Raw genomic sequence first — 26743 nt, forward strand, 5'->3', positions numbered from 1 at the left:
CTTGTTAGGTTGTGTCGATTTTTTATGAACTTAATGCGCTAATCTGAATATAAGTTGATTAAGAAAAAAACTTTTCATTGGAGAGTGATCATGGGCAAGGTTTCATCGACAGGAGCAGGGACAGGTGCTGCTTCGGGTTTGCATAAAATTAATACCTCCGCTGGCAAATCAAAAGTACAAAAAGCCAGAGTGGGTAACATGAAACTATCTGTTGCTAAGGTCAAGGCGAAAAAAAGTCACTTTTCAGGTGTGAAAAAGCTGTTTGGGAAAATACAGCAAAAGCTTAGTAAAAGAAGTGTCCAGTTTGTGGAAGTGGATGTTACCCAAAGCCGTAAAGGTAAAAGTGGTGGAGCCTTGTTTGAGCATAAAACGGCCGATGCTTTGCAGACGAGAAACCAGCATGTGGGTGATTATAAGGGTGTCCGTGATAAGCTTGAGGCTGCAATGGGAACTGCTTCAGGCGCTGTATCTAGAAGTGAAGCAACAGAGAGCCTGCAGCCAGTTTTATCGAATATACGCTCAAATTTTGAAGTGCTGCAATTTCAGCCTGAGGTATTAACAGCGGTTGATGCATTGATAGAAAAACTGCAAGAGCAAAAAGGTAGTGATGAAACACTACAAAGCCGTGTACAAAGTGAGGTACAAGAGCATAAAGTGTCTCTGGAAGAAAAAGAAAGTCTCGTAAAGGGTGATACGAGTGCTGTTGGTCAAGCGATGAGAACTGATCGTGATGATCTCGTTCGTGCAGAAGTTGATAAATTTGTTCAGGAAAAACTAGAAAAGAGAGCGACCGCTAAAACCGGGCGAACAGCGAAAAGAGGGCAGCTGGCAACCGATAGAGCAGCGTATGGCAAAGCAATAGAAGAATGGAAGCAGAAACTCGAAACGCACTCCCTCAAAAAATCTGAGGAATCTAAAGAGCTTAAAGATTTGAGATCAGACTTGAAGAAAGGGAAGAAGCTCTTCGAGAGTATAGAGGCTGCAGAGAGACTCGGTAAAAGAAGGCGTGCGAAAACGGCTAATGCTAATCCTAATCCTGAAGGGAAAATGCAGAGTCTAATGAATAATCTGGAAGCGGCAGGTGGTGATGTTCGTAGTATTAAACAAGATGCTAAGGATGATAAAGTCATATTGAAACGTGCGAAAGCCGAAGCAAAAAGATTAATGGGCGAAGCGGAAAAACAAATTGCGAAGAAGGAAAGGCAGTTACTCAAGCTTGAAGCTCAGGCTGCGAAAATGGAGCTTCAGTTTGCTGGTGAAAAAATTGTAACGGCTGTTGAAATAAAGAAAATGCAGTTCGATATGGAAAAAGTGACTGCCGCGTATGATAAACAAATGGATGAGCAGTTAAGTACGTTACAAAAAGTTATGCCTAATCTAAAAGTGCCTAAGACCACATCACGTAAGGTCATGGCGAAGGAAAGTAAGGCGGCGCATCAGGCAAAACATGGTGAAGCGGGTAGTACAGACTTATATGCCCAGGTTAAGAAGCGTAGTGATGATGATTCTATATCAGAAGTCTCTAGCCTGGAGATGGATGACAGAATGGATGACTTTGTAGACTACGATGAAACAGAACCTTTGCTGCCAGGAGATAATGATGTTTCATCGATGGATGGGGTACGAACAACAGAACAAGGTCTCGGAAGAATTAGTAGCGATTTATACGCATATTTCCAAGACAACAAAGCAGATATCCAATCGGCACAACAAGCACCGGAACAAGAGAAGAAGGCGTATAATGATCAATTGATAGATGTTTTGACAGGTTGGTTGGCTGATGAAGGTTTGTATGTGAGTGACAGCCAAGTGAAGCAAACTGCCAGAAATCTTATCGCTAATGGGGGCACGTCAGAGTCTATAATCGAGTCAATCATTCAATATGGGCTTAAAAACGGATAAGTAATAATAAAAATACTGTGTGCTTTCGTCAGGGAAAAGTTTGGGTGTATTTGCTGAGCTTTTCCCTGCTTTCGTTGTGAGTTTTGCTACGGTTTTGTTTCACCTTGCTCTTTGTTTAAAAGAGTATCCTGCTGATGTGCCCACTGCCTATGAGTGATCAACCTGAGGTAAATGGATCACTTTGAATCTCGGTTAGGTTGCCTATAATTGCTGCTTTATCTTATCAGCCGGTGATATGAGGGCGTATGGGAAAGCGGTTGTTGTTGGCAGGATTGATCCTGATAGCCATTGCTTTGTTGCTGAACCTGCCAGGTATTTTAAGGCAGATACATGGAGAGCAGGTTATTAGTCAGTATGACTGTTTGGACAGAGAGCGAGAGTGCCTCGGTGCCAGTACGTCTGTTGGCCAGATAGCGCTCAGCATTGAGCCCGTTAGTCTGCCAGCAATGCAGCCTCTATCATTAACCGTCAATGTGTCAGATAGGCGTGTGGAATCCGTCAAACTGCAATTTATTGGCCGGGATATGAATATGGGTTTGCAGCCCGTTACCTTAATCCGGAATGCTGATAATAAAGACCTTTGGCAGGGCGAAGGTGTCATCAGTTTGTGTACAGTGGATGCCGATATGGTATGGCTGGCACGAGTGACTGTCATGGCGTCCGGTAAGCCATATGTTGTGGAGTTTGTATTAGGACCGGCAACACATTAATCATCTTTTGGGGGACAGCTGCGATCATACCTCCTAAAATACCAGACGTTTTCATAATTCATAAATGTAAGGTGGTGCGGATGAATCCAGCATCATCAGGTGGTGGTGAGAAAGGATGTCAGACGTATGAAAGGTATGGCGCAGAGGTTGTCAGTCATTATGCGACCAGTGGGAAGCGGTCGGCGTTATGGTGTTTTACATGCCCTCATGGGATTCATTGGGCTGTTGGTTGCCGGTACAACGCTGGCTGCCGATGTGACGGTGTCTGACGCCCGTATCCGGGCAATGCCGCCTATCTCCAAGAATACAGCCGCCTACGTCGTCATCAAGAACAATAGCCCGCAGGCGATTGATCTGGTGGCTGCCGATGTGCTGGATAAGCAGGGTCGACCGATTGCAGATAAGGTAGAACTCCACACCACGCGCATGGAAAACGGGCTGATGAAGATGGAGCATCTGGCCGGTATTCGTATTGAGGCAGGCAAGCAGGCCCGTCTGGCGCCGGGTGGCAACCACATCATGATCATGGGACTGCATCAGGCATTGACGATAGGTGAAGATCTGATGCTCAGCCTGTCATTCTCGGATGGTGAACGGGTCAAGGTGACTGCGCCGGTCATGAAAGTGCTGACGGATGTCAAACCCCAGCCTGTGATGGATCATCATCAGACGTTGATGGTGACAGAACCCCGGGTCAGGGCCATGCCGCCAGGCAGCAAAAATACTGCAGCCTATTTGACGATCAAGAACAGCGGCCAGAAGGATGTGGAGCTGGTGCGTATTGATACGCCAGTGGCGGATTTTGCAGAACTCCATCTCAGTAAAATGGAAGATGGTGTTATGAAGATGGAGCACATGGCTGAGCCCCGTATTCCGGCTGGTAAGAAACTGAAACTCCAGCCCGGTGGTCGCCATATTATGCTGATGGGTTTGAAAAAAGACCTGGTGACCGGTGAAAAAGTGCCGCTCGAACTGCATTTCAGTAATGGCACGGTGCTGAATGTACTGGCGCCAGTGCAAAAACTGGTCTCCGGGGCTGGGAATTTTTCTTCTTGAACCCGCACGTTTTGAGTCTGTTTACCTGATGGCCATTTGTTTGTCTGCGAATGGCTTTCAGGCGTCGTCAGCAACAAATTATCTCCTGTTGGTAAATGTCCTTATACCGGCCACTATGACGGCTGTGTAGGGTGACGGCGTGAGCGGACGTCACCTTATTCTTTGAATAACAAACTGTCAGTGCGTCGCAAGAAATTGCTGTTTCCTGCCATGTGATGACGGGACATGACTGTCTCGCCCTCCTCTTTTATTAACAACATCAAAACCACTGTTCCGGGCTGACAGGTACTCCGGATGTATCGGGCTGTCTGCCATAAGGTTATGGATAATTCAGAATGACGGAAACTCTGACCACTGCAAATCCAATATTTTCCCGCAGGAAACCCGGCGTGTTGGGCGGCGCACTCATTGTGGCTGGCAGCACCGTGGGAGCAGGCATGTTTTCACTGCCTGTTGTCACCAGCGGCATGTGGTTTGGCTGGTCATTGTTACTATTGCTTGGCGTCTGGTTCTGCATGTACAGCGGCGGAATGTACCTGCTGGAAACCAATCTCTGTTACCGGCCATCCGACAGCTTTGATACGCTGGCGGGGGATACCCTGGGGCGTACCGGGCGGATTCTGAATGGTTTATCCGTGGCCTTTGTGTTGTACATCCTGACCTATGCCTATGTGTCCGGTGGCAGTTCCGTGGTTAGCCATAGCCTGGGTATGCTGACAGGCATTGAGTTAAATGCCAGCTTCTCGGCATTGTTGTTTGCGACGGTACTGGGTGTTTTTGTGGTGGCAGGTGCCGGTGCTGTGGATCGCATTACCACAATCATGCTGGGTGGGATGGCGCTGACATTTCTGGGTTTTTGCCACGGACTGCTCAGCTCGGCAGACAGCCGGACACTGTTCCCAGGTTTACCGATGACTGAAACGATGCCCTACATCGCTGGGGCGATTCCGTTTCTGATGGTGAGTTTCGGTTTTCAAAACTGTATTCCCAGTCTGGTGAAATATTTCGGTAAGGAACCGGTTGCGCTGCGCCGTGCGGCGATTATCGGCACCCTCATTACCCTGATGTTTTACCTGGTATGGCAGGTCAGTGTTCTGGGTAACCTGGAGCGTGACGCCTTTCCTGCGGTACTGGCTGCGGGAGGGAACATTGGTCACTTGATTGGTGCCCTGGAGCAGAGCGGCGTCAGCCTGGGATTATCCCTGCTGCTGCAGCTGTTTTCTCATCTGGCGGTAGCGACATCTTTCATTGGCGTAGCGTTGGGGCTGTTTGACTATATTGCGGACCTGTTCGGCTTTGCCAACGACTTGCGTGGACGGCTGATTACCGGGCTGATGACCCTGGCGCCGCCGACGGTGTTTGCCATTGTCGCTCCCAACGGTTTTCTGGCAGCGATTGGCTATGCCGGTATCTGTGCAACCGTCTTTGCCTTGATTGTTCCGGTGTTGATGACTGCGGTCTGTCGTTCCCGGGGCATGAATGGCGGTTATCGAGTACCGGGTGGAACGCCGCGTATGGTGCTGGTTCTGCTTTTTGCGCTGGTGGTATTGGTCTGCCAGTTAATGAATATGGCAGGGTGGTTGCCTTCGTTTAGCGGCTAAGTCGACAAGACGTGTTATTGCCTCGATGATAGGCAAACGACATTCGTGGCAGTAAAAGAAAAACGGCTTTCTTCCTGGTGAGAAGAAAGCCGTTTTTTTATTTTTCGATAATGCGTTTTAACTGAATATGGCCTGAATGATGTAGAAGAACAGAATCGCCAGCAGTGCGCCGGCTGGCAGGGTGATAATCCAGGACATGAAGATGGTGCTGATGACCCGGAGGTTCAGCGCACCAATCCCTCTGGCGAGCCCAACGCCGAGAACTGCACCGACCAGGGTGTGTGTGGTGGAAATGGGCAGGCCGGTGCCTGACGCCAGTACGACGGTACTGGCTGCCGATAACTCTGCCGCAAAGCCACGGCTGGGTGTCAGCTCGGTAATATGCTTGCCGATGGTGGCCATGACGCGGTAGCCATAGGTAGCCAGCCCCGTGATGATGCCGATACCGCCCAGTAGCAGTATCCAGCCCGGCATGGCGGATTTGGCAACGATTTCACCGCCCGACATGACAACACTGGCCACAGCCGCCAGCGGACCGACCGCGTTAGCCACGTCATTGGAGCCATGGGCAAAGGCCATGGAGCAGGCCGTAAAGATCATCATGACGCCAAAGACTTTTTCCACACTGGAGAAATGGAAGGCTTTGTCGGCTTTGTGGTCTTCCTTAATGCGGCTGATGGCCAGCTTACCGATGATCATGACCACCAGACCAATAATGACCGATACCATGAAACTTTCCATGTCCGTCAGTTCCAGACCGATATGTTTCAGGCCCTTGGTAAAGGTCACCATGGCCATCATGAAACCGACCAGGAACATATAAATGGGGACGTAGCGCTTGGCATTCCGAAAGGGATTATCAGTATCCAGAATCAACTTCTGGATACTGCTGAACACCATAAAGGCCAGTACACCCGATAACACCGGTGAAACGACCCAGCTGGCAACAATAGAGCTGACTTTGCCCCAGTTGACGGCATCCACCGATATACCGACAGCGGCAAAGCCGACAATGGCGCCAACAATCGAGTGTGTGGTGGAGACTGGCCAGCCAAAGTGCGTGGCGACCAGCAGCCATGTGCCGGCTGCCAATAGCGCGGCCAGCATGCCGTACACCAATAGCTCCGGGTTGGACACCAGCTCCGGCATGGTGGGGTCAATGATCCCTTTACGGATAGTCGCGGTGACCGAGCCTCCGGCAAGGTAGGCCCCGGCAAATTCCAGTACGATGGCGATAAAGATAGCCTGCTTGACCGTCAGTGCCTTGGAGCCAACGGATGTGCCCATGGCGTTGGCCACGTCATTGGCGCCGACGCCCCAGGCCATGAAGAAGCCAAATACACAGGCCATGATCAGCAGGATCGTGCCGTATTCTGCAATGATTGACATACTGCGTTTCCAGAAAGTAACTGAGCAGGGAAGTTATTTGGCCAGTAGCAGCTGCAGGTAGCTGCCCACTCGTGAGGCGCGATCCGCCAGATCGCCTACCCAGTCGATGATCTTGTACATGAACATGACATCCACCGGCGGTAGTGATTTTTCCAGCGCGAACAACACCCGGCGAATCTGAACCTGCAGATCATCGGTCTCGCTTTCAAGGTTGTCCAGTTCTTCAATCATCTCCTCGACCATATCGGCTTCTCGTCCCCGGAAACCCGTTTCAAGTAGCTCGTCGAGTTCGTTCATCGCTTTGAGGGCCTGGGCGGAGGTCTGGATCGACCGGTTCAGGTAATGGCCCAGGGCTTCATGGAGTTCGTTCGGAAAACGCATCTGGCGACCCAGCACCAGGCCAGCGATATCTTTTGCGCGGTTGGCCACTTTGTCCTGCACGGTCACGATTTCCAGCAGGTCGGTTCTGGGAACCGGGAGAAACAGACTTTTGGGTAATGACAGACGCACCTGTTTTTTGATCTGGTCAGCTTTTTCTTCCAGATCCACGATGCGCTGCTGATAATGCTCCGCCTGCTCCCAATCCTCTTTCAGTACGGCTTCAAAAAAGGGTTGCAGATCGGAGGCGCACTCATGCACCAGACTGATGTGTTTCTGAATGGGGCCGATGGGGGAGCGGCCAAATACACTGGATAACAGGTTGCTTGGGGGCATACGCCGGTTACCTGAGTCGATGTGAAAGCCCGGTAGTATAACGCTCTTCGAAATAGGTGGAAATCCGTAGATGGTTAGCCTGTCTGACAATTTGCATGATTTTATCTATGGAGTGAGCGCGCTAGAATAGACGGTCCCTATCTCGGGAATAGCCTGTCAGAAACGCGTATGTCCAAAGAAACCGAACTCAAGCTGCTGATTGCCCCTGAGGCACACAGTCAATTACTGTCTGACTCCCTGCTGAATGGTACCCCCTGTGCGGATCAGTGTACGTTTCAGCTGCAGAACACCTATTTCGATACGCCCGATCAACGGCTGCACCAGGCCCGGGTGGCGCTCCGTATCCGCGAAAAGCAGGGGCGCTTTATCCAGACCCTGAAAACCCGGGGACAAAGTCGCAATGGGCTGAGCCAGCGAGGGGAGTGGGAGTGGTCCCTGGCGACGGATCAGCTGGATGTGGCAGTACTCAATGGGGTCTGGCCTGACACCTTGGCGGATGTTGATCAGTCGGCGCTGAAGCCCGTTTTTACAACAGACTTTCAACGTACGGCCTTCACGCTGAACTGGGCGGGTGAACACCGGGCCTGTGTTGAGCTGGCGCTGGACCTGGGAGAAATCCGGGCTGGACGACAGCGTGAAGTGATCTCTGAGGTGGAGATTGAATTGATTTCCGGTGTCGAAGCCGCACTGCATGAAATCGCTGACCAGTTACGTCTTTCTGTCTCACTGGAGCCGTCTGATGTCAGCAAAGCTGAGCGTGGCTACAGGTTGATCAATAATCAGACATCCACCTAATAAAGCATTGCTGTCGTTTATTTTGTTAGTGTCTCCTTCATGTAGTGCCGGCAACAGATTGGCTGCTAGTATGAACGGTAGGGCACAACGCATTAGGTGCTGTTAAACACTGGGTGGCAATGTCAGGGAACGGGCGCAGGGATGATGCAGAGATATCACGATGGCAGACGGATACTGCTGGGATTTTTGCTGGTTTTTTCCACCGCCGTGGTGGCTGAGGAGCGTCCGGAAAAAAGTCATGCGGCTTATACTGCAGACTGGGAATGCCGGGCGTTTAGTGGCGGAGACTGGTTGTGTCGCACCGATTCGAACGGCGATTTTCGTGTGCCGCTGGATGCGATCGCACCGATGCGCTCTTCCATTCCTAAGACACTGAGCGCGTTACAACAGTCGGCGCAGCCGGCAAAGCAGCATCCTGGATTCCCCCAATTTTCTGAACAGCGAACAGGCTCCTCTCGGTCTGTGCTTTCCCTATCACCTGACGCTCGTCGTTTGATTGTCATGTTACAGCGTGAAGAAGCGTTCACGATCCTTTGGTATGCAGGTTCTGATCGCGCGGAGGCCGACAGAATGCGGGATGCCATTGGTCGTGTCGATGACGCGATATTGCTGGTGACAGATAGCCGCGAAGGTAAAGAATACGTGATCGTTTCGGGTTTGTTTTCCGATCAGGCATCAGCCCGCCGTGACCTTAGCAAGTTGTCCCAGAAAGGCCGCCTGGCTTTTCTGCAGCCATCCCCCCTGCAAGTGGGTGTTTTGAGCCGCCGCCCGCTCTCTTTGCCTGACTGATCGGCCTGTCACGAATCATTGCCTGGATGTTAGTATGCAGGCAGGCAACGCATCATGTGATGGCGGCTGAATCATCGTGGAATAAAGAGTGATAACAGCATCCGCGAGCGCCATCCAATAATAAGCATCTGGTACTCCAATCATGGAAGCAGCAAACAAGATCCCTGCGCGAAAAGTGGCGAGCACAGACAAAGAGGCGTCATTGAAGGCCACCATAAAAAAAGAGGTGGCGTCGAAATCGGAGGATGAGCCACGGGACAGCCGGGAACTGGACCTGGCCACCATAGTGACGCAACTCTGCACATCTGGGTTGCTGGATCAGGCACAGAAACGGGAGGTTCTGGATCGGCGGCGCAATGCAGAGCAGGCTCGATTGCACCCGGTGGAGTATCTTGCAGAGCTGGAGCTCGAGGATCAACGGCATTCGGGCCAGGCGCTGGATATTGATACCATGATGCGCTGGTTGGCTGTCCAGGCCAATCAGCCCTACTATCCGATTGATCCCTTGAAAATTGATCCTGCCGCAATCACGCCTGTGATGTCGGCCGCTTTTGCGCAGCGCCATCAGATTCTGGCCGTTGAGGTCAGTGATGACACGTTGGTGATTGCCAGTGCCCAGCCATTCCATACCGGCTGGGAGGATACGGTTCGGCATACCAACCGGAAAAAAATCCGGCGTGTGATCAGCAGTCCTGCAGATATACGACGTTACTCCGCTGAGTTTTACAGTCTGGCTGATTCTGTCAGCCGGGCATCGAAAAATGGCCATGGCAATGGCGCCACGCCAGCCTCTTTTGAGCAATTGCTTGAGCTGGGCAATATCCGCAACCCTGAAGCCAATGACCAGCATGTGATCAGGGTGGTGGACTGGCTGTTGCAATATGCGTTTGACCAGCGTGCCAGTGACATCCATATAGAACCACGAAAAGAACAGAGTAATATCCGGTTCAGGATCGATGGCATTCTGCATCAGGTTTATGACCTGCCTTCAGATATCGTCTCTGCGGTGACCAACCGTTTCAAGATACTGGGTCGAATGGACGTGGCAGAAAAGCGTAAGCCGCAGGATGGCCGGATCAAAACCAAGGGGCGGGACGGCAGTGAAGTAGAGCTGCGACTGTCTACCCTGCCAACGGTGTTTGGCGAAAAGCTGGTCATGCGGATCTTTGACCCGGACGTACTGCTCAAGAATTTCCGTTCATTGGGGTTTTCCCGGGACGATGAAAAACGCTGGCATAAAATGGTTCGTCAGCCCAATGGCATTATCCTGGTCACTGGGCCTACCGGTTCGGGCAAGACAACAACGCTGTATTCAACGCTGCGGGAACTGGCGACACCTGAAGTGAATGTCTGCACTATCGAAGATCCCATCGAAATGGTCGAGCCCCGGTTTAACCAGATGCAGGTTCAACATGGCATAGGGTTGAATTTTGCCAGTGGGGTACGGGCACTGTTACGGCAGGATCCGGATATCGTCATGGTCGGTGAGATCCGTGACCTGGAAACCGCAGAAATGGCGATCCAGGCGGCACTGACCGGACACCTTGTTTTGTCTACGTTACACACCAATGATGCACCGTCTGCGATTACCCGGTTGTTGGAGCTTGGAGTGCCTGGATACCTGATTCGCTCGACGGTTCTGGGGGTGATGGCGCAGCGCTTGGTCAGAACGCTGTGTCCGGATTGTAAGCAGACAGCCGCTGTGGACAAGCAGGGGTGGCGGGAGTTGACACATCCCTTCAAGGCGCCTGTTCCTGATAGCTGTAGTGTGCCTGTGGGCTGTCTGAAATGCCGTAATACGGGCTACCGTGGCCGCGCAGGCTTGTATGAAATCATGCTGTTGAGTAATGGACTCAATGAGAAGGTGGATGCTGGCTGCGATATTGATGCCATACGACGGCAGGCTATTGTTGAGGGAATGCGAACCCTGAGAATCAGTGGTGCACACAAAGTTGCCGCTGGTTTGACCACCATTGAAGAAATTATGCGGGTAACACCCGCCGGTGGCCGTTTTAATTAAGAAGACTTTGTTCTATTAAATGGTTTTTCATTTCTTTTAATAATGCCCTTTTCTATCTGGAAAGGGGTGTTATCAGTCACTTCCACACCTGCCTGATACCTGTACGCCATTAGTTGTAGAGACCTATGTATAAAGGTCAGATTGTCTGTAAGGCGGTAGTCTTATGTGATCAATGATCTCAGGGAGTAGGATATGGCGCAGCCGGGTTCACTGAATGTTCATCAAAATGCAGGCAATGCAGGTGTTGCTGGAAGGCCACTACAGGAGGCTCGGGAACTTGCGCTTTGGCACAGGGTGTTGAGAGTTGTGGTGCCAGTATTATCCGTCACCAGTATGCTGGTGGGGGTGCTTGTATGTATTGCCATGCCTCTCGTTGGTGGCGTTGTTGCTGGTATTGGCGCTGTAAGCCTTGGTTGCTATGTTGCTGGAAAATGTATTTATGACCGCCTGATACGTGAGGTTCCGCCTACACAAACACTCCATGGCAATCATGGAAGTCTACGATCCGAAGCTTCAGAAGCGACTCCTTTATTAGCTGACACTGAATCTGTGCACCGTGTGGATATTGAAGATGCAAACCCCTCTTCCCTCAGCTCGCGGACAGAAGACAGCGTTCTTATTCCGGAACAGCCTGACGATGATCGAGAGGCTGGAGATTCCCGGGAATTGGTTCCTGTCCATCTTCAGATTCATGGGGGGGAAGGCAATCTTGTAATTGTGGAACCTGAGAGTGTAGCCGGAGAGTTTCAATCTCAAATCCCGTGTACTGATATAGAAGCGGCCCTTTATAGTAACGATGCAGTACCTGGCTGTAGTCATTGGCAAGATGGTACCCCTATGGCGTTACAGGGACCTGATGACTTGGACAGTGATACAAATGAAAGCATCGGTGAGGAGTGGGAAGATATAGAGGTATATGATTACGATTACGATTATGAACCTTTCACTAGCCTTGATAATTACAGGCAAAGCTTGGTCAAACGGTCATATGATTCACGACAGGATGAGTATCTTAAACCTGTGTCCACGCGGCCCGATTTGGCAAGGGATGAAGATGAATACCTTGAGCCAGTCTCAAAAGGGCAGGGGGGAGTAGCACCTGAGCGGTCTTTTGATAGCTTATCAACGCAGTATACAGATTATGCATCAATCGATTTTGACCAATTAAGCCCTGAGGAATGTGTTAGTAAAGCAGACTCCCTGCTGGAGATTGTTAATGCTCTAATCGTTGATATCCCAACCAAAATGGTGCCATTTGCAGATTATCAGAGAGCAGATGAATTGCTTGATGAAGTTACAGCTGAATTTGATCGCTTAAAAACAAGTTTTAGAAATCCTGAAGATGGCTTGGCTAAAAAAATGATGGAAATAAAGAAACATCTTGATGGGCTAAGATGTCATGTTCGTGATGCCAGGGGAAATGATTATCGTCACCATGAAAATTATGAAAAACTCATTAAGCGGTTTTATGAGGTTGCAAAAATAACACTGAAAGATAATGAGGAACATCTTAATAATCTTGAGGAAAAATATAAATGCTATAAAGAGCTTTCAGGTGTGGCAGAAAATGGGTTTGTGCTTGATACAACCGCTTATGTCATGCGATTTGAAGAGGTTGTGCAGGGTCTTATTAAAAATGCTGGCCTGAATGAAAAGTATGAAGAAGAATTAATTAGAAGATTGTCAGATGATACTGTGGCTTTTACGGTTCAGCAGACCCTCCTGGATAAAATGGGAGAGTGGAGAACCGTCGAACATGTTTACACACCTGCTCATCAGGTTCGTTTTCAATTGATGGATGAGTCAGAAGACGACCCAAAAGACGGCGTGGATCCCTTTGAAGAGAGCTATGAAAGAAAGGGTTCACCGTCACTGTATCGAAATACCAAACATGCCGTTAGTATGTATCACTACAAAATGAAAGTTGATGGTGAAGTGGTAGAGCAATACACTCGCGTCGGTACACCCTATGCCTCTAAAGAGCTTGCTGGTGAAAATGTTGAGCGTGTCACCCGAAAGCGACTGAGAGAGATTGTGGTCAACATACTTGTTAATGAAATGGCTGATGAGTTGGACAAAGCTATCAAGGATGGCAGTTGTGTAGTCAATCTCAAGGCGTGTTATTTAAATTTGATGAGTCCTGACAGAATTAGGGGAATGTTGGGGGCATTGCCTTTACCTAAAAAAGTAAAAGAAGTGCTGGATGATGAAGCCAAGTGGGTTAAATACCTGGCAGATGAATACATAGGTCATCTCGATAAAATCCTGGATGAAGGAGAGATTACTGTTAAGACTGCAAAGGGTGAAATACATAGAGTCAAGCTCAACCTGAAAGCAGTTATGTTTATATTGCCTTGTAATCAGCTAGCGCTGAATGGATTCTGGAGTTGCGTCGGTAAGACATGGAAAATTGTCAAGCAAGTGAATCTTAGGGCATTGAGTGCGCTTAAGCAAAAAGGGGGGATTGTTGATGAGACGTACGAGGAAATCAAAAAGAAAGATCCTGATAATGCTGGTGCCTGGAAGAAAAAAATAGATAAAATGATTGATGAGATATACAAGAAGATAGAAAAGGCAGGAAGTAAAGCCTCTATTGATGATATTGCACGGCTTCAAGAGGATATTGATGAGATTCTTGAAAAGCTGGGTATGCATAAATTTACCGGATGTAAGAGTAACAAGGATAGAACCAGTATCATGATGGCGAAAAAACAGGCATCTCATTTTGATCAGAGAATGTGTAAGAACTTCATGTTGCATGGCGGACATCTGCAGATACAAATTAATAATACAGGGGTGCCTGGAGGAAAGTATGACCGTTACATGCTGGAGGGTAATAAAGATATCTCTCATGCTGTCGCAAGGACGAAGAAAATACACCGAAAAAGCAAGAAACGAAAAGGGGTGCTCGCATTTAATGTTCGCAATCCGTTAAAAAAATACAATCCTAAAAAAATAACCTCCGGTAAGAAAGGGGGAGAACCTGAAAGTCATAATTCAATAGTGCCGCCAGTTCCGAAAAGACCCTCCGGCGGGCTTGTCCCGGGTGGTATGATTAGCGCTTTGCAGATCGATGGAGGTCTATCTAGTGATGATGGAGGTTCAGGCGTTGCTGAGCAGCCAGTATATGAAGATATTGATGAGTTAAGATCTAAGCATGAAGTTGTGGTGAAACTCCCTGAAAAGAAAAAAGTAAGGTGGGGGCTGCGCCGGCGATAGTATGCTTTTGAAAATAGAATGAAATGTTGAGGAGATATCCCTGTGGTATTTAGCTGATACCAAGTTGCCTTTATTTGATGCTATCTATAAGGAGGTTATTAATAGTAAAAAGCTGGTTAACATCGATCCCAGTGATAAACAGAGTAAGCAGCATTCCTTGCCGCTAATCTGGTCTTGTGGCTGGCTCATTACGATACTCCCTGTAAGCCTACACAACATATAGCGAGATTATTGACTGACAAAAATCTCGCTATAGGCTTGATAGGTCGCCAGTACCAGTAGCGGCATCACAACCAGCAAACCGAGTCCCAATGGCAACATGCCAATGATTGAGAGCAGAATCGCGAGTACGCCGAAGAGAATCAGTGGCAAAATGTTTTTTATGCAAGCCATGAGGCTCAACTTCAGCGCTTCAGGTATGGGAAGGTGATTGACCGCAATCAGCATTGGCGCAAAATAGAATGCCATTCCCGCTAAGATCATTACGGCTACAGTGATACCAATACCCATCATATAGTTATCACCTGCCATAGCGAAGGCGGCAAAACCGACAGCTGCCACAATAATGCCGTAGAGGATGTTCAGGATGCCTACAGCCATCATGTTGGGCTTGAGATCTTCTTTGACCGCTGCAAAAGAGAGTTCTTCGTCATGAGAAACCCGATAAGCGGCCAGCATTAGGAAAGCGTACATGATGCCAGAGAAGATGGAGGATATGAGGCTTCCAATAACCGGGATGATCTGAAGTATGATGGAAACAATGCCCCACAGAAAGGTGCATCCTACCCAGAACATCGGTGCATTCTTGAACAGACTGAAGCCATCGGAGAGCCAGGAAAAAGCAGACGTGATTGAACTGCTCTCAATGCTTAGCGTGCCAGTGGTAGGGTTTTCTCCGCCCTGGGCATCGTCCTCATAGAAAACGACAGATGACTCGCTGCTGTTTTCGGTGTTGGCGCTGGAGGAGGCACCTCCTGCAGCAGCACTGACGACCTTCTGTAAGGGTTGCCCCTCTTCGTCGATTATCATCGACTCCATGCCAATACCATGGAGTTTCTGGCGATACTGCTCTGCTTCCGGAAGACTGAGACCTTTGCGAATCAGCACAGGAGATGCCGCTGAAAAGATATTTTTCAGGACTTTTTTGTCTGTCAGGTTGAATAGCTCACTGAAGTCCTTCTGGACCGCTTTTGCCTTGAAACCGGGGCGAAGCTTACCGGTGACGCAAACAGAGAACTCCATGTGCTTACCCCATATACTGCTTTATGGACTGCGATGGCAACAGACAAACGATTAGGATTTGTTATGGTTATCTGTCGTTCCATTTCCTGATGGTTCCCTATTAATTTTAGAAATTATCGTATAGGGAAACGCTGCGAATCATGACATTTTTAAAGTAAAAATAACAGCCGTTATGTCAGCGTGTTTTATGGGGATTGTAAAGCCCTGTCAGGGGTGAAGACCGACAAAAAGTGCCAGATATTTGGCATCAGTCACATTATTGGGATGCAACGAAGATGGGGGAGTCCCCCATCATTTTCAGTGCCGTTGCGAAGACGCTCAGTGCAGTACCTGATTCAGGAATTGTCGTGTACGGGCGTCATTCGGGTTATCCAGCACCTGTGATGGGGGGCCGGACTCTATGATTCGGCCTTCGTCAATGAATATCACCCTGTCCGCCACTTCACGGGCAAACGGTATCTCGTGGGTGACAATGATCATGCTCTGATTATCTGCCGCCAGACGCTTCATCAGGTGCAGGATTTCTCCAACCCGTTCGGGATCCAGTGCAGAGGTGGGTTCGTCAAACAGCAGCAGCTCCGGCTCGAGCGCCATGGCCCGGCCAATGCCGATACGTTGCTGTTGGCCACCGGAGAGTGAGGATGGCCAGGCATTCTGGAAATCTTCCATGCCGACCTGTTTCAGGATTGTCAGTCCTTTTTCCCGTGCAGCTGCCGGTGAAAGCCTTTTGACCACTAGCAGGGCTTCGGTGATGTTTTCCAGCGCTGTCTTGTTGCGAAACAGGGCGTAGTTTTGAAACACAAACGCTGTCTTGCGACGAAGTGCCAGAGTAGCGGATTTTGTGGCTTTGGCAGCATTGAATGTAACGTCATCCAGTGTGATAACACCCGAATCCGGTATTTCCAGCAGGTTAAGGCAACGCAAAAAAGTTGATTTTCCACTGCCTGACGGGCCCAGTATAACGACGATCTCACCCTGTTCCACCTGCAGATTAATCCCTGCCAGAATTGTTTTTTCCGCAAAGGATTTACGCAGGTCGCTGACTTCCAGTAATGCCATCAATACGCCTCATTCATCCGTTGTTCTGCCATTTTCTGGAGTGCGGTAAACAGCAGCACCAGCAGCCAGTACACCAGGGCGAGCACCAGGTAGCTCTCAAAGAAACGGAAACTGGATGCCGCTTCCATCTGGGCTTTTGCCATGATCTCCGCCACGCCGAGAGTGAACGCGAGAGAGGTGCTTTTCAGCAGATCAATAAAGCTGTTCATTAGACCTGGAATGGCAATGCGGGCTGCCTGGGGTAACACAATACGGCGCATGCCCTGTAAAGGTGTCATGCCCGTGCTGAGCGCTGCTTCCAGCTGACTCTTGTCAACACTGAGAATCGCCGCTCGAATGGTTTCTGCCATGTAGGCGGAAAAGTGCAGGCTTAAGCCAATCACTGCGGCCTGGAAGGCTGTCATGCTTTTCAGGGCCGGGAACAGTTGGGGCAGACCGTAGTACAGCAGAAACAGCTGTACCAGCAGTGGCGTACCCCGGAAGAAGGAAATAAACAGTTCGCTGAGTGCGGTCAGCCCCTTGGGGCGGAACGTCAGCACCAGTGCCAGCACCACGGCAATCGTGAGCGCTATGATCAGTGAGCTGGATGCCATCCAGAGGGTGACATCCAGGTATTTCAGAAGGATCGGGGCAAGACCCAGGGCGTAATCAAAATCAAAGCTGCTCATAGTACTGGCGCTGGTTTCCTCGTGTTATGAACGGGTGGTGATATCGCTACCGAACCACTTGATGGAAATATCAGCCAGGGTGCCGTCGGCCCGCATGCTGGCAATCGTTTTATCCACCTTGCTGCGAAGGGTATCAGCTTCCGGTGTTTTCAAAAACGGCATGGCATTTTCGATGGTTTCGAATGGCGTACCCGCAAGTTTCAGTGGCAGACCTGATTTCTTGATCAGCTCAGCTGCAGATAGACGATCCATGACGAAGGCATCAATTCTACCCAGTGCGACTTCCTGTTCAATACCAGTGTCGTAAGTGATGATATCGATTGCCTGTTCGTCACCGAACAGGTTCACCGCCTGTTGACGGATCAGGGTTTCATAGTTGGAACCCAGGTTGACGGCGACTTTTTTGCCCTTAAGATCTTCGAGACCGGCGATGGTATTGTCATCGCTGTTGATAGTCAGCTGAGCGCCATCAATGACGTAGGGCTGGGTGAATCCGTACTGTTCCCGTCGTGCATCGGTGACGGTGATCTGGTTGGAAATCGTATCGACTTTTCCCGTTTCAAGCATGCCGAACAGGCCGGAGAAGGGGGCAGTGATAAATTCTACCGGTTGACCCAGGCGCGTGCCGATTTCATTCCAGACATCCACTTCGAAGCCTTGGAGCTGATCCTGGGAAACAAAGGTAAACGGGTAATAACCACCGGACATTCCCACACGGATAGGTGCACTGGCGTTCTCACTGGTCTTGGATGTCGCTGCAGCAGAGCTGTTGGTCTCCTGTGGGTTGCAGCCTGCCAGCGCCAGGGAAAAAAGGGCTGCAAAACCGGCTGCAAAGAAGCGGTTACGCTTGTTCACTGTTTGTCACTCCAGTCTGTAAGAGAGGTTGTCGTCGCTTGGAGACGTTCTTATGGGGTGCGACTCGAAAACAGGATGTCGCTTGAAGGGCAGTTGTTGACCGTGGTCGTTGCTGCAGAAATCCGTTGTGTGTTGTTTTTCTTGAAGGGCAATACCATTTACCCACAATTCCGACCTTACCGGAATCTATTGATAAGTAAAAATATTAATAAATTAAAAACTAATTACTTTTTGTTATATATGAGGAAGAAGGTCTGGGTGCATCAAGCACCCAGGTAAGCTCGCTGAACATCGTCGTTAATGAGCAGGTTGTGGCCTGAGTCTTCCATCACGATCCGGCCATTTTCCAGCACATAGCCCCGGTCCGCCAGTCGCAGGGCCTGGTTGGCATTCTGTTCCACCAGGAAGATGGTCATGCCCTCATCGCGTAGTTTTTCAATGATTTCAAAAATCTGCTGGATAACGATGGGGGCAAGTCCCAGGGACGGCTCATCCAGGAACAGCAGCCGGGGTTTGCTCATCAGAGCACGTCCAATGGCCAGCATCTGCTGTTCACCACCGGACATGGTGCCACCCCGCTGGTGATAGCGTTCCTTCAAGCGTGGAAAGAGTTCCAATACATGCTCGAGTATGGCATCGAAGTCGTCTTTCTCAGTAAAAAAACCGCCCATGTGCAGGTTTTCTTCAACCGTTAGCCGGGAAAATATACGACGACCTTCAGGCACAACGGCAATGTCACTGCGCATGATCTCGGCGGTGGTACAGTCCGTAATATCCTCGTCTTCAAAGAATATACGTCCCTGGTTGGCCTTGGGGTCACCGCAGATGGTCATCAGCAGGGTGGTCTTGCCAGCGCCATTGGCACCGATCAGGGTGACGATTTCTCCCCGGTTAACCTGGATGGATACATTGTCCAGCGCCTGGATCTTGCCATAGCAGGTGGTGACATTCTCAACGCGCAGCATCAGGCTTCTCCCAGGTAAGCTTTAATGACATCAGGGTGGTTGCGCACTTCGTCCGGTGTGCCACTGGCCAGTGGGGCGCCTTGATTGATGACGTATATCCGGTCGGAAATACCCATGACCAGTTTCATGTCGTGTTCGATCAGCATGACAGATACTTTGTGCTGATCCCGCAGTTCCATGATGAGGTGATCCAGCTCCTCCGTTTCCCTGGGGTTCAGACCGGCTGCCGGTTCATCCAGCATCAGCAGGCTGGGGTTGGTCACCATGCAGCGGGCAATTTCCAGACGACGCTGCTGGCCATACGCGAGGTTGCCGGCATTGCGATTGGCCAGATCCAACAGGTTTACGCGTTCAAGCCACCAGGCGGCCTTTTCCATCGCGTCCTGTTCTGCACGACGATAGCCGGGTGTTTTGAACAGGCCTGCCAGCAGGCTGGTATTCAGATGCCGGTGTTGGGCAACCATCAGGTTTTCAATCGCGGTCATATTGCGGAACAGGCGAACATGCTGAAATGTCCGCACGATGCCTTTACGGGAAATCTTGAACCCCGGCAGTTGGTGAATGGCTTCGCCATTAAAGTGAATCGTACCGGCTGTTGGTTTGTAAAAGCCGGTCAGACAATTAAAAACCGTCGTTTTTCCCGCGCCGTTTGGGCCGATGATCGAGACAATTTCTCCCTGACTGACGGACAGGGAGACACGGTCAACGGCCCGCAGACCACCAAATTGCATGGTCAGGTCTGAGGCTTTCAGCAGGGTGTGTTGTGCCATGACTCATACTCCTCAGACTGCGTCGGCATGACCGGTCGTTGCCGGTGCACTATCCGTTGATGATGTTTTTTTGCGCTTGAGTGCGGTATGGGGCCGTTTCATAGGCAACAACCCCTGGGGGCGCCAGGCCATCATCAGAATCATCAGCAGACCAAACATCAACATGCGGTATTCATTAAATTCCCGGGCCAGTTCCGGCAGGATGGTCATCACAATGGCGGCCAGGATAATGCCGATCTGGGAGCCCATGCCGCCCAGTACCACGATGGCAAGGATGATGGCGGACTCAATGAAGGTAAACGACTCAGGACTTATGAATCCCTGGCGGGCCGCAAAGAAAGTGCCAGCAAACCCTGCAAAGGCAGCGCCAATGGTAAAGGCTGAGAGCTTGACCGCTGTTTTGTTCAGGCCGAGGGACTGACAGGCAATATCATCTTCACGCAATGCTTCCCACGCACGACCGATAGGCATGCGCAGAAGTCGGTTGATGACCCATACCGTGATCAATACCAGCAGTAATGCCAGCAGGTAAAGGAAGATGACTTTGTAACCACTGCTGTAGTCGATACCAAAGAATTCATGGAAGGGAACATTACCTTCTTCCTTGGCGCGGCGGCTGAACTCAAGACCAAACAGAGTAGGTTTCGGGATCTGACTGATGCCGTTCGGGCCGCCGGTGATTGTCGTCCAGTTGTTCAGAAGTATCCGGATGATTTCACCAAAGCCCAGTGTCACGATGGCGAGGTAATCCCCCCGTAACCGCAGGACCGGGAAGCCGAGTACAAAACCGAACAGCGCAGCCATGGCGCCGCCGATCAGCAGACAGCTCCAGAAGTCCAGGCCAAAGTACTGGTTCAGCAGTGCATAGCTATAGGCGCCAACGGCGTAAAAGCCGACATAGCCAAGGTCCAGCAGACCGGCAAGGCCGACGACAATGTTCAGTCCCAGTCCCAGCATGACGTAAATCAGTGTCAGGGTCGCCAGGTCCACACTGCCCCGGGAGGCAAAGAAGGGCCATATCATCAGTCCGGCCACCAGGAAGCACAGCAATGTGCGTTTCAGGTTGGTGTGGCCACTGAGATCGGGCTTCAAACGACTAACGTCTGGCAGTTGTGAGCGAGCGCCCTGCCAAAGTCCCGCAATGGGACTACGAAACAGTTGGAACAGAAACACAAAGATGGCGCCTGCAAGAATCGTATGGATTACCGTGTCCGGTGCACCGATGACTCTGAGTACCGTACCATCCTGCTCTAACCGAAGGCCGACCATGAAGCCTGTGAGCAGCAACAGAACGCCAGAAGCGATCAAGGCATTGAAAAAACTGGTTCGGTTCATACCTTTTCTACCTCCGGCTTGCCGAGAATCCCGGTGGGACGGAATAACAGGATTAATATCAGCAGGCTGAATGCGACAACATCCTTGTACTCAGATGAAAAATATCCGGCGGTATAGGCTTCGGCCAGCCCCAGGATAAGCCCGCCCAGCATGGCGCCGGGGATACTGCCAATGCCTCCCAGTACGGCAGCCGTAAAGGCTTTGAGTCCAGCAAGAAAGCCAATGTAAGGATTGATGACGCCGTAGTAGAGGCCAAGGAGGACACCGGCAACGGCCGCAAGGGCGGCACCGATAGTAAACGTCAGTGCGATAATGGTGTTGGTGTTGATGCCCAGCAGGTTAGCCATGCCCAGGTCTTCGGCGCAGGCGCGGCAGGCACGGCCCAGTCGGGAGCGTGAGATGAAAAAGGTCAGGGCCGCCATGGAGAGCAAGGTGACCAGGAATATTACCAGCTGCATCCAGGACAGGGTGGCATGAAAGCCGTCTTCCGGTCCGATGATCCAGCCACCGGTGATCAGGCTGGGCATGGCAATGTCCCTTGATCCCTGCGCCAGCCGGACGTAGTTCTGCAGAAAAATGGACATACCAATGGCGGAAATCAAAGGAATCAGACGATTAGTGCCGCGCAGTGGCCGGTAAGCGACACGCTCAATGGAAAACCCGTAAATACTGGTGATAACGATACTGATGAAAAAGGCGGCGACCAGCAACAACGTGATGCTGTCGATACCCAACATGGTGAGAATGGCCAGAACGATAAATGCCACGTAACTGCCTATCATATAGACTTCACCGTGGGCGAAATTGATCATTCCGATAATGCCGTAAACCATCGTGTAGCCGATGGCAATGAGTGCGTAGGCGCTGCCGAGCGTCAGGCCGTTCAGCGTCTGCTGCAGGAAATAGTAGGCTGCTTCAGGCATAAGTACTGCTTATTCTTGTGGATAGCGGGTTGAAGCATCCGGAACGCCTGTTGTGCATGCCGGATGCTGCGCCTGGGGGCTTCATCGCAAGGGAAGAAGCCCGCTCAAGGTTTTTGAGAGTCCGTTATTCTGTGACTGCAGTCTTGGTACCGTCGGCATGCCAACTGTAGACGACGAAGTTGAAGTCCTGCAGGTCACCTTTGTCATCGAAGCTGAGGGTGCCGGTAGGTGTGTTGAAGCTGTTGTCGCGCAGGGCCTTGGCAACGGCTTCCGGCGCTTCACTCTCCGCCAGTTTCATACCATCTACCATAACCTGTACTGCTGCGTAGGCCGGGAATACGAAGGGACCGCTGGGGTCTTCATTTTTGGCGCTGATAAAATCGACCAGAGCCTTGTTTTTAGGATCCTGGTCAAAGCTCTTGGGCAGCGTTACGAGCAGACCTTCAGAGGCTTCACCGGCAATGCCAGAGATGTCCTTGTTACCGACACCTTCAGGGCCCATGAATTGCGCCTTGAGACCTTTTTCAGCACCCTGACGCAGGATCAGTCCCAGCTCCGGGTGATAACCGCCGTAGTAGACGAAATCAACATCCTCTTTCTTGAGCTTGGCGACCAGGGCGGAGAAGTCCTTGTCACCGGGCGTGACACCTTCAAACATGACAACGTTGATGCCGGCGGCTTTCAGATTGTCGCGAACAGAGGTCGCCAGGCCTTCACCGTACTGTTGCTTGTCATGGATAACTGCAACGCGCTCAGGCTTAATGCTATCGGTGATGTATCGCGCAGCCGTCGGACCCTGCATGCTGTCCAGGCCGATGGTGCGGAAGATCATCTGGTAGCCGCGTGTGGTAATGTCCGGGCTGGTGGAAGCCGCGGTAATCATCAGGATGCCTTCGTCTTCATAGATATCAGACGCTGGCTGGGTAGAAGATGAGCAAAGGTGTCCTACGACAAAGCGGATATCGTCGTTCACAATCTTGTTGGCAACAGCAACGGCCTGTTTTGGATCACAGGCGTCATCATAAACAACACTTTCCAGCATTTTGCCGTTGATGCCACCGGCAAGGTTGATCTGCTCAATCGCTGCCTTGGCACCAGTGAACTGCATGTCGCCATATTGAGCGACAGGGCCGGTGACAGGGCCGGCGAGGGCAATTTTCAGGGTGTCTTCAGCCTGCGCTGCAGAACAGGTCAGGGCGATTGCCGCCGTCAGGCCAGCGAGTTTTCGGGTTATGCTCTGTTTCATTGTTATGCCCGTTATTGTTGTACTTTATCGTTCGTCTTGTTGTGTTGTGCACGATCCCGGTGCGTCGGTGTTCTGTATACCGTAAAATTGGCTGAAATGACAGTATTTGTACGTAATCCGAGTTGGGGCTGCGATCATTATTGTACCGCTGTCCTGAAGGAAAGTTAGCTCTGGCTAGGTAAGCTGTTATATTGGAGCCTGATTGCTAAACGAGTAGGCATTTTTATCACTTATCCCGTATTTTTGATAAAAATGCCTTGAAAAACAGTTTGTTGCTATTATGCGTCGTGAAGTTTATGAGTTAAAGATTCATCACTGCTTGAGCTACTCTCGTATTGAAATGTAGGGCGCCACCACGATTTGTGATGTTCTGTTTGCCCATGAGAAGTTCCAGGTTGAGTTTGGCTTGACAGTAAGTCCGGATTCCTGCTTCCAAATAGGAATGTAGATTTAGTTCTGATGTGTCTGTCTCCAATAGGGATACCTGTCTGTGCACAGACATCCATATCAATCGCGGTAAATTCTGTTTTTTTATCAGCTGATTTTGGTTGGGTTATAATTACAGATTCAATGGATTCACCTGTGGTATGTCGTGTAGCTTGAGGCGAGGATACCGTTGTGTATTCCATCTCAAGTGCTTCATATTCATATGCGGTTGGTGTTTCTTTAGAGAATGTAACACGAGTCTTACCTAACTCTATTCTCTCTTGATGATCTTGCGTTTTAGGACAGCATTCATAGGGAGGGTGGCAGCACGTACAGCATTCAGGCCATTGCTCTGGCTGTATTTCATATTTCTCCAGACTTTTGCAAAACTTTGAACAGCATTCACCGCAGAGTGGCTCGCAGCATTTGTCCAGCAGTGCCGTACAAGAACACTCCATGCATTGGATTGCCAGGTCGCAGCATTGACCGCAGGCGGCGCCACAGCCGGAGGCGCAAGCCGAGAGTGCTTTCTCGCAAGGGCTGCATAAGCGTTGACAGGGTGCAAAGTGTTGAGCGATTTGTCCTTCCGGGATTTTATCGCAACGTTTTTTTATGAGCCATCCGATTAATGCAAGCAGTGCGAAACCTGAAGCAAACCCTAATAGCATTAGTGGGCCTTTCCAGTTGGCTCCTGAGATTCCTGTTGTTTCTGTTGTGCCGGGAGCAGCAGAGGATGTCTCTTGGGCATCGCACGCCTGGAGCAAGTATGAGAAAACAAACATTGCGCCAAAAGTAATGAAAATGGATCTGTCTGTAATTGTTGCTTCTGATGATTGATTCGCAACTTGCATATTGGGAGGTATATGGTTTTTTGTAGTCTGTACTCTATTAATTGTTTTGTTAGGCTCACTATTATGGGCTTTTGGCACTTGTTGCGTGTTAGTGGGGGAGGCTGGTCTTAACATATTCACTACTCCTGACAATGTTAGTCTTTAAATACATTTGAAAGATAAGGCTTTTAATGGATTCTCATGGTGATTAGATAGCGTTTCTTCGAAAGCTAGAAGTTCGAGTCTTAATGTCAGGTGAAGTTCTTTTAAAATAATAACATTTTAGTTTTGTTAGTCTTGATTATCTTACGGTTCAGAATGTACAACTAATGCATCAAAAAATGTCAGGTTTGGCGATATGGGTACGTTTGGTTGGCTCTGAAGGCTAGTAAAATGAGTATTACCCCTGCCTATTTGGCCAGGGGCGTAGACTTGGAAAAACGATCAGTTCAGTTTTTTAACGCCATCGGACGTTCCAAGTAACAGCAGATTTGCCGGGCGCATGGCGAAGAGACCGTTTGTAACAACGCCAGTAATCTGATTGATAGCCTGCTCCATCTCAACGGGGTTAAGAATGTTCATATTCCAGACATCCAGGATAATGTTGCCGTTATCGGTAACAACCCCTTCCCGGTAAACCGGGTCGCCACCCAGTTTGACCAGTTCCCGGCCAACATGGCTGCGGGCCATGGGAATAACTTCCACCGGCAGGGGGAAAGCTCCCAACACATCAACCAGTTTGCTTTCATCGGCGATGCAGATGAACTCTCTGGCAACCGCCGCCACAATCTTTTCCCGTGTCAGTGCTGCGCCACCGCCCTTGATCAGGTGCAGATGTTCGTTGGCTTCGTCGGCACCATCAATATAAAAGCGGAGCTCACTGACCGTGTTCAGGTCATAGACCGGAATGCCATGGGACTTGAGGCGCTCAGCAGAGGCTTCAGAGCTGGCAACAGCACCATCAAAGCGGTCTTTCACCTCGGCCAGTGCATCAATAAAACAGTTAGCTGTGGAGCCTGTGCCAATGCCGAGAATCATGTCGCTCTCAAGATGGGGCAGAATATGGTCCAGCGCCGCGCGGGCGACGGCCTGCTTGAGTTCGTCCTGGGTCATGACGGTTCCTGTGGTCGGGAGAATTTGCGCGGATTATAGGGGATACGCTGCGGTCTGTCCCGATCTGTCAATGCCGTACATTCAGGAGGCTGATTGGCGATAGCTGTCTTTGTAAGCCTGGTTGAGGCGCTCTGTCAGGTGCTCACCTGCTGTCGTAGGCGGGTATAGCGGAGATTCATCAGGAAACAGGTCGCGTGCATCAATGACTGTGTCTTGGGCCGGACCGCAGAAATAAACCATGGAATAACGTTCTGGCCAGATATCTGCATCAGGGTCAGCCACGACCCGGTGTGGAGTTGCCATTAGACGGTGATTGCTCCAGCGGGCCAGCAGGTCATCCACGTGCACCAGCAGGGTCTCTGGTTTGGGTGGAACAGACAGCCATTGACCGGAAGGAGAGCGAACCTGAAAACCGGGTGCATCATCCAGGAGGATTAGCAGTGACAGAGTGTCATAATCCGTGTGTTCGGATAAGCGGATATTGCCGCTACGTTCCGAAGGTTTCAGTGGCGGATAATGATTCAGCCTGAGCGTGCTGTGACTCCTTTCTGGTAAGTGGCGATTGACAAGAAATCCGGGAGTCATGGCGAGTGCCTGCTCGAGCAGGGAGAGAATCGTCAGGCTGGCATCCTCGGCCAGGTTGCGAAAATATGTCATCTCAGATTTGAATCCTGACTCTATAAGCGCAGCTGGCCAGTTTTGTGTGTCGTGGCCGGTTACGGCAAATGATTCCTTGAAGTCAGCGCCAGCAGTATCGTCGCCGTCAAAATAGCGCTCTGAACCCATGCGTTCATAACCGCGCTTAATATCAGGAGAGCCGAATCGAAAGGTATTTTTGTCTCTGTCTGAGAAATCGTTAAAAAAGGTGTGAGCCAGACTAAGTAACCTTTTCTGGTTGGCACTGGTGGCAATGGCCAAGCCGGAAAAGTAGGCGATTCCCGCAGAGGTATAAGTCTTTAATAGCTTATGTGCTGCATTGGGGGAATTTACGTCTATGAGAGGAATGGTTTGCATGCAAATTCAAGACAATAATTGATCAGACGAGCTTATTCTAGACGTTTTCAGTTAGCTTGTAGTCCCTGTGCTCCTGCGCAAATGTAATCTTTTGTTTTTCTG

The 26743-nt window shown here is 50.3% G+C and carries 22 protein-coding genes; 8 read left to right on the forward strand and 14 right to left on the reverse strand.

The features are described 5' to 3' along the window. Nucleotides 1-90 precede the first annotated feature (90 nt). From KHS78_RS19870 to KHS78_RS19885, 4 genes are all read left to right on the forward strand, one after another. The gene (locus tag KHS78_RS19870) at nt 91-1902 is read left to right on the forward strand and encodes a hypothetical protein (protein ID WP_211830582.1); all 1812 of its coding nucleotides are present in this window, start codon (nt 91-93) and stop codon (nt 1900-1902) included. Nucleotides 1903-2147: 245 nt separating this feature from the next. After that, nucleotides 2148-2612 carry a hypothetical protein gene (locus tag KHS78_RS19875; protein ID WP_211830583.1) on the forward strand — a complete coding sequence of 155 codons (465 nt, stop codon included), beginning with the start codon at nt 2148-2150 and terminating at the stop codon, nt 2610-2612. Nucleotides 2613-2771: 159 nt separating this feature from the next. Next, nucleotides 2772-3668 (forward strand): copper chaperone PCu(A)C, encoded by an 897-nt coding sequence (locus KHS78_RS19880; RefSeq protein ID WP_211830584.1) that lies wholly within the window; start codon nt 2772-2774, stop codon nt 3666-3668. A 335-nt stretch (nt 3669-4003) separates the two neighbouring features. After that, nucleotides 4004-5269, forward strand: coding sequence for an aromatic amino acid transport family protein (locus tag KHS78_RS19885; RefSeq protein ID WP_211830585.1), 1266 nt, complete (start codon nt 4004-4006; stop codon nt 5267-5269). A gap of 117 nt (nt 5270-5386) precedes the next feature. On the opposite strand, the gene KHS78_RS19890 is transcribed toward KHS78_RS19885, so the two are convergent. Both KHS78_RS19890 and KHS78_RS19895 read right to left on the reverse strand, forming a co-directional pair. Beyond that, nucleotides 5387-6658, reverse strand: coding sequence for an inorganic phosphate transporter (locus tag KHS78_RS19890; RefSeq protein ID WP_211830586.1), 1272 nt, complete (start codon nt 6656-6658; stop codon nt 5387-5389). A 33-nt stretch (nt 6659-6691) separates the two neighbouring features. Then, the gene (locus tag KHS78_RS19895; RefSeq protein ID WP_211830588.1) at nt 6692-7372 is read right to left on the reverse strand and encodes a TIGR00153 family protein; all 681 of its coding nucleotides are present in this window, start codon (nt 7370-7372) and stop codon (nt 6692-6694) included. Between the two features lie 168 nt (nt 7373-7540). On the opposite strand from KHS78_RS19895, the gene KHS78_RS19900 reads away from it, so the two are divergent. From KHS78_RS19900 to KHS78_RS19915, 4 genes are all read left to right on the forward strand, one after another. Continuing rightward, nucleotides 7541-8167, forward strand: a complete 627-nt coding sequence (locus KHS78_RS19900; RefSeq protein ID WP_211830590.1) for a CYTH domain-containing protein — start codon at nt 7541-7543, stop codon at nt 8165-8167. 141 nt (nt 8168-8308) lie between these two features. Continuing rightward, entirely contained in the window at nt 8309-8956 is a 648-nt protein-coding gene (locus KHS78_RS19905; protein ID WP_211830592.1) for an SPOR domain-containing protein, read from the forward strand. Between the two features lie 142 nt (nt 8957-9098). Then, nucleotides 9099-10976, forward strand: coding sequence for a type IV pilus assembly ATPase TfpB (gene tfpB, locus KHS78_RS19910; RefSeq protein WP_211830594.1), 1878 nt, complete (start codon nt 9099-9101; stop codon nt 10974-10976). A gap of 192 nt (nt 10977-11168) precedes the next feature. After that, nucleotides 11169-14195 carry a hypothetical protein gene (locus tag KHS78_RS19915; RefSeq protein WP_211830596.1) on the forward strand — a complete coding sequence of 1009 codons (3027 nt, stop codon included), beginning with the start codon at nt 11169-11171 and terminating at the stop codon, nt 14193-14195. Nucleotides 14196-14423: 228 nt separating this feature from the next. On the opposite strand, the gene KHS78_RS19920 is transcribed toward KHS78_RS19915, so the two are convergent. From KHS78_RS19920 to KHS78_RS19975, 12 genes are all read right to left on the reverse strand, one after another. Continuing rightward, nucleotides 14424-15437, reverse strand: a complete 1014-nt coding sequence (locus KHS78_RS19920; protein ID WP_211830597.1) for a BPSS1780 family membrane protein — start codon at nt 15435-15437, stop codon at nt 14424-14426. Nucleotides 15438-15755: 318 nt separating this feature from the next. Beyond that, complete coding sequence (locus KHS78_RS19925) at nt 15756-16496, reverse strand: amino acid ABC transporter ATP-binding protein (protein WP_211830599.1); 741 nt, start codon at nt 16494-16496, stop codon at nt 15756-15758. Next, nucleotides 16496-17164, reverse strand: a complete 669-nt coding sequence (locus KHS78_RS19930; RefSeq protein ID WP_211830601.1) for an amino acid ABC transporter permease — start codon at nt 17162-17164, stop codon at nt 16496-16498. Before KHS78_RS19930 ends, KHS78_RS19925 begins: the two co-directional genes overlap by 1 nt. Before the next feature lie 24 nt (nt 17165-17188). Beyond that, nucleotides 17189-18019 (reverse strand): amino acid ABC transporter substrate-binding protein, encoded by an 831-nt coding sequence (locus KHS78_RS19935; protein WP_343216946.1) that lies wholly within the window; start codon nt 18017-18019, stop codon nt 17189-17191. Between the two features lie 263 nt (nt 18020-18282). Then, the gene (locus KHS78_RS19940) at nt 18283-18984 is read right to left on the reverse strand and encodes an ABC transporter ATP-binding protein (RefSeq protein WP_211830603.1); all 702 of its coding nucleotides are present in this window, start codon (nt 18982-18984) and stop codon (nt 18283-18285) included. After that, nucleotides 18984-19754 carry a high-affinity branched-chain amino acid ABC transporter ATP-binding protein LivG gene (gene livG / locus KHS78_RS19945; RefSeq protein ID WP_211830605.1) on the reverse strand — a complete coding sequence of 257 codons (771 nt, stop codon included), beginning with the start codon at nt 19752-19754 and terminating at the stop codon, nt 18984-18986. Before livG ends, KHS78_RS19940 begins: the two co-directional genes overlap by 1 nt. A 12-nt stretch (nt 19755-19766) precedes the next feature. After that, nucleotides 19767-21089, reverse strand: a complete 1323-nt coding sequence (locus KHS78_RS19950) for a high-affinity branched-chain amino acid ABC transporter permease LivM (protein WP_211830607.1) — start codon at nt 21087-21089, stop codon at nt 19767-19769. Next, complete coding sequence (livH, locus tag KHS78_RS19955; protein ID WP_211830609.1) at nt 21086-22012, reverse strand: high-affinity branched-chain amino acid ABC transporter permease LivH; 927 nt, start codon at nt 22010-22012, stop codon at nt 21086-21088. Before livH ends, KHS78_RS19950 begins: the two co-directional genes overlap by 4 nt. Nucleotides 22013-22136: 124 nt before the next feature. Continuing rightward, nucleotides 22137-23258, reverse strand: coding sequence for a branched-chain amino acid ABC transporter substrate-binding protein (locus tag KHS78_RS19960; protein ID WP_211830611.1), 1122 nt, complete (start codon nt 23256-23258; stop codon nt 22137-22139). A 278-nt stretch (nt 23259-23536) separates the two neighbouring features. Beyond that, complete coding sequence (locus KHS78_RS19965; protein ID WP_211830613.1) at nt 23537-24649, reverse strand: hypothetical protein; 1113 nt, start codon at nt 24647-24649, stop codon at nt 23537-23539. Nucleotides 24650-24958: 309 nt separating this feature from the next. Next, nucleotides 24959-25627 carry a ribose-5-phosphate isomerase RpiA gene (gene rpiA / locus KHS78_RS19970; protein ID WP_211830614.1) on the reverse strand — a complete coding sequence of 223 codons (669 nt, stop codon included), beginning with the start codon at nt 25625-25627 and terminating at the stop codon, nt 24959-24961. An 81-nt stretch (nt 25628-25708) separates the two neighbouring features. Then, a complete protein-coding gene (locus tag KHS78_RS19975) occupies nt 25709-26641 on the reverse strand; it encodes an isopenicillin N synthase family oxygenase (protein ID WP_211830615.1) in 933 nt (310 codons plus the stop codon). Between the last annotated feature and the right edge of the window lie 102 nt (nt 26642-26743).

The organism is Kistimonas asteriae, assembly GCF_018263925.1.
Lineage (GTDB): Bacteria > Pseudomonadota > Gammaproteobacteria > Pseudomonadales > Endozoicomonadaceae > Kistimonas > Kistimonas asteriae.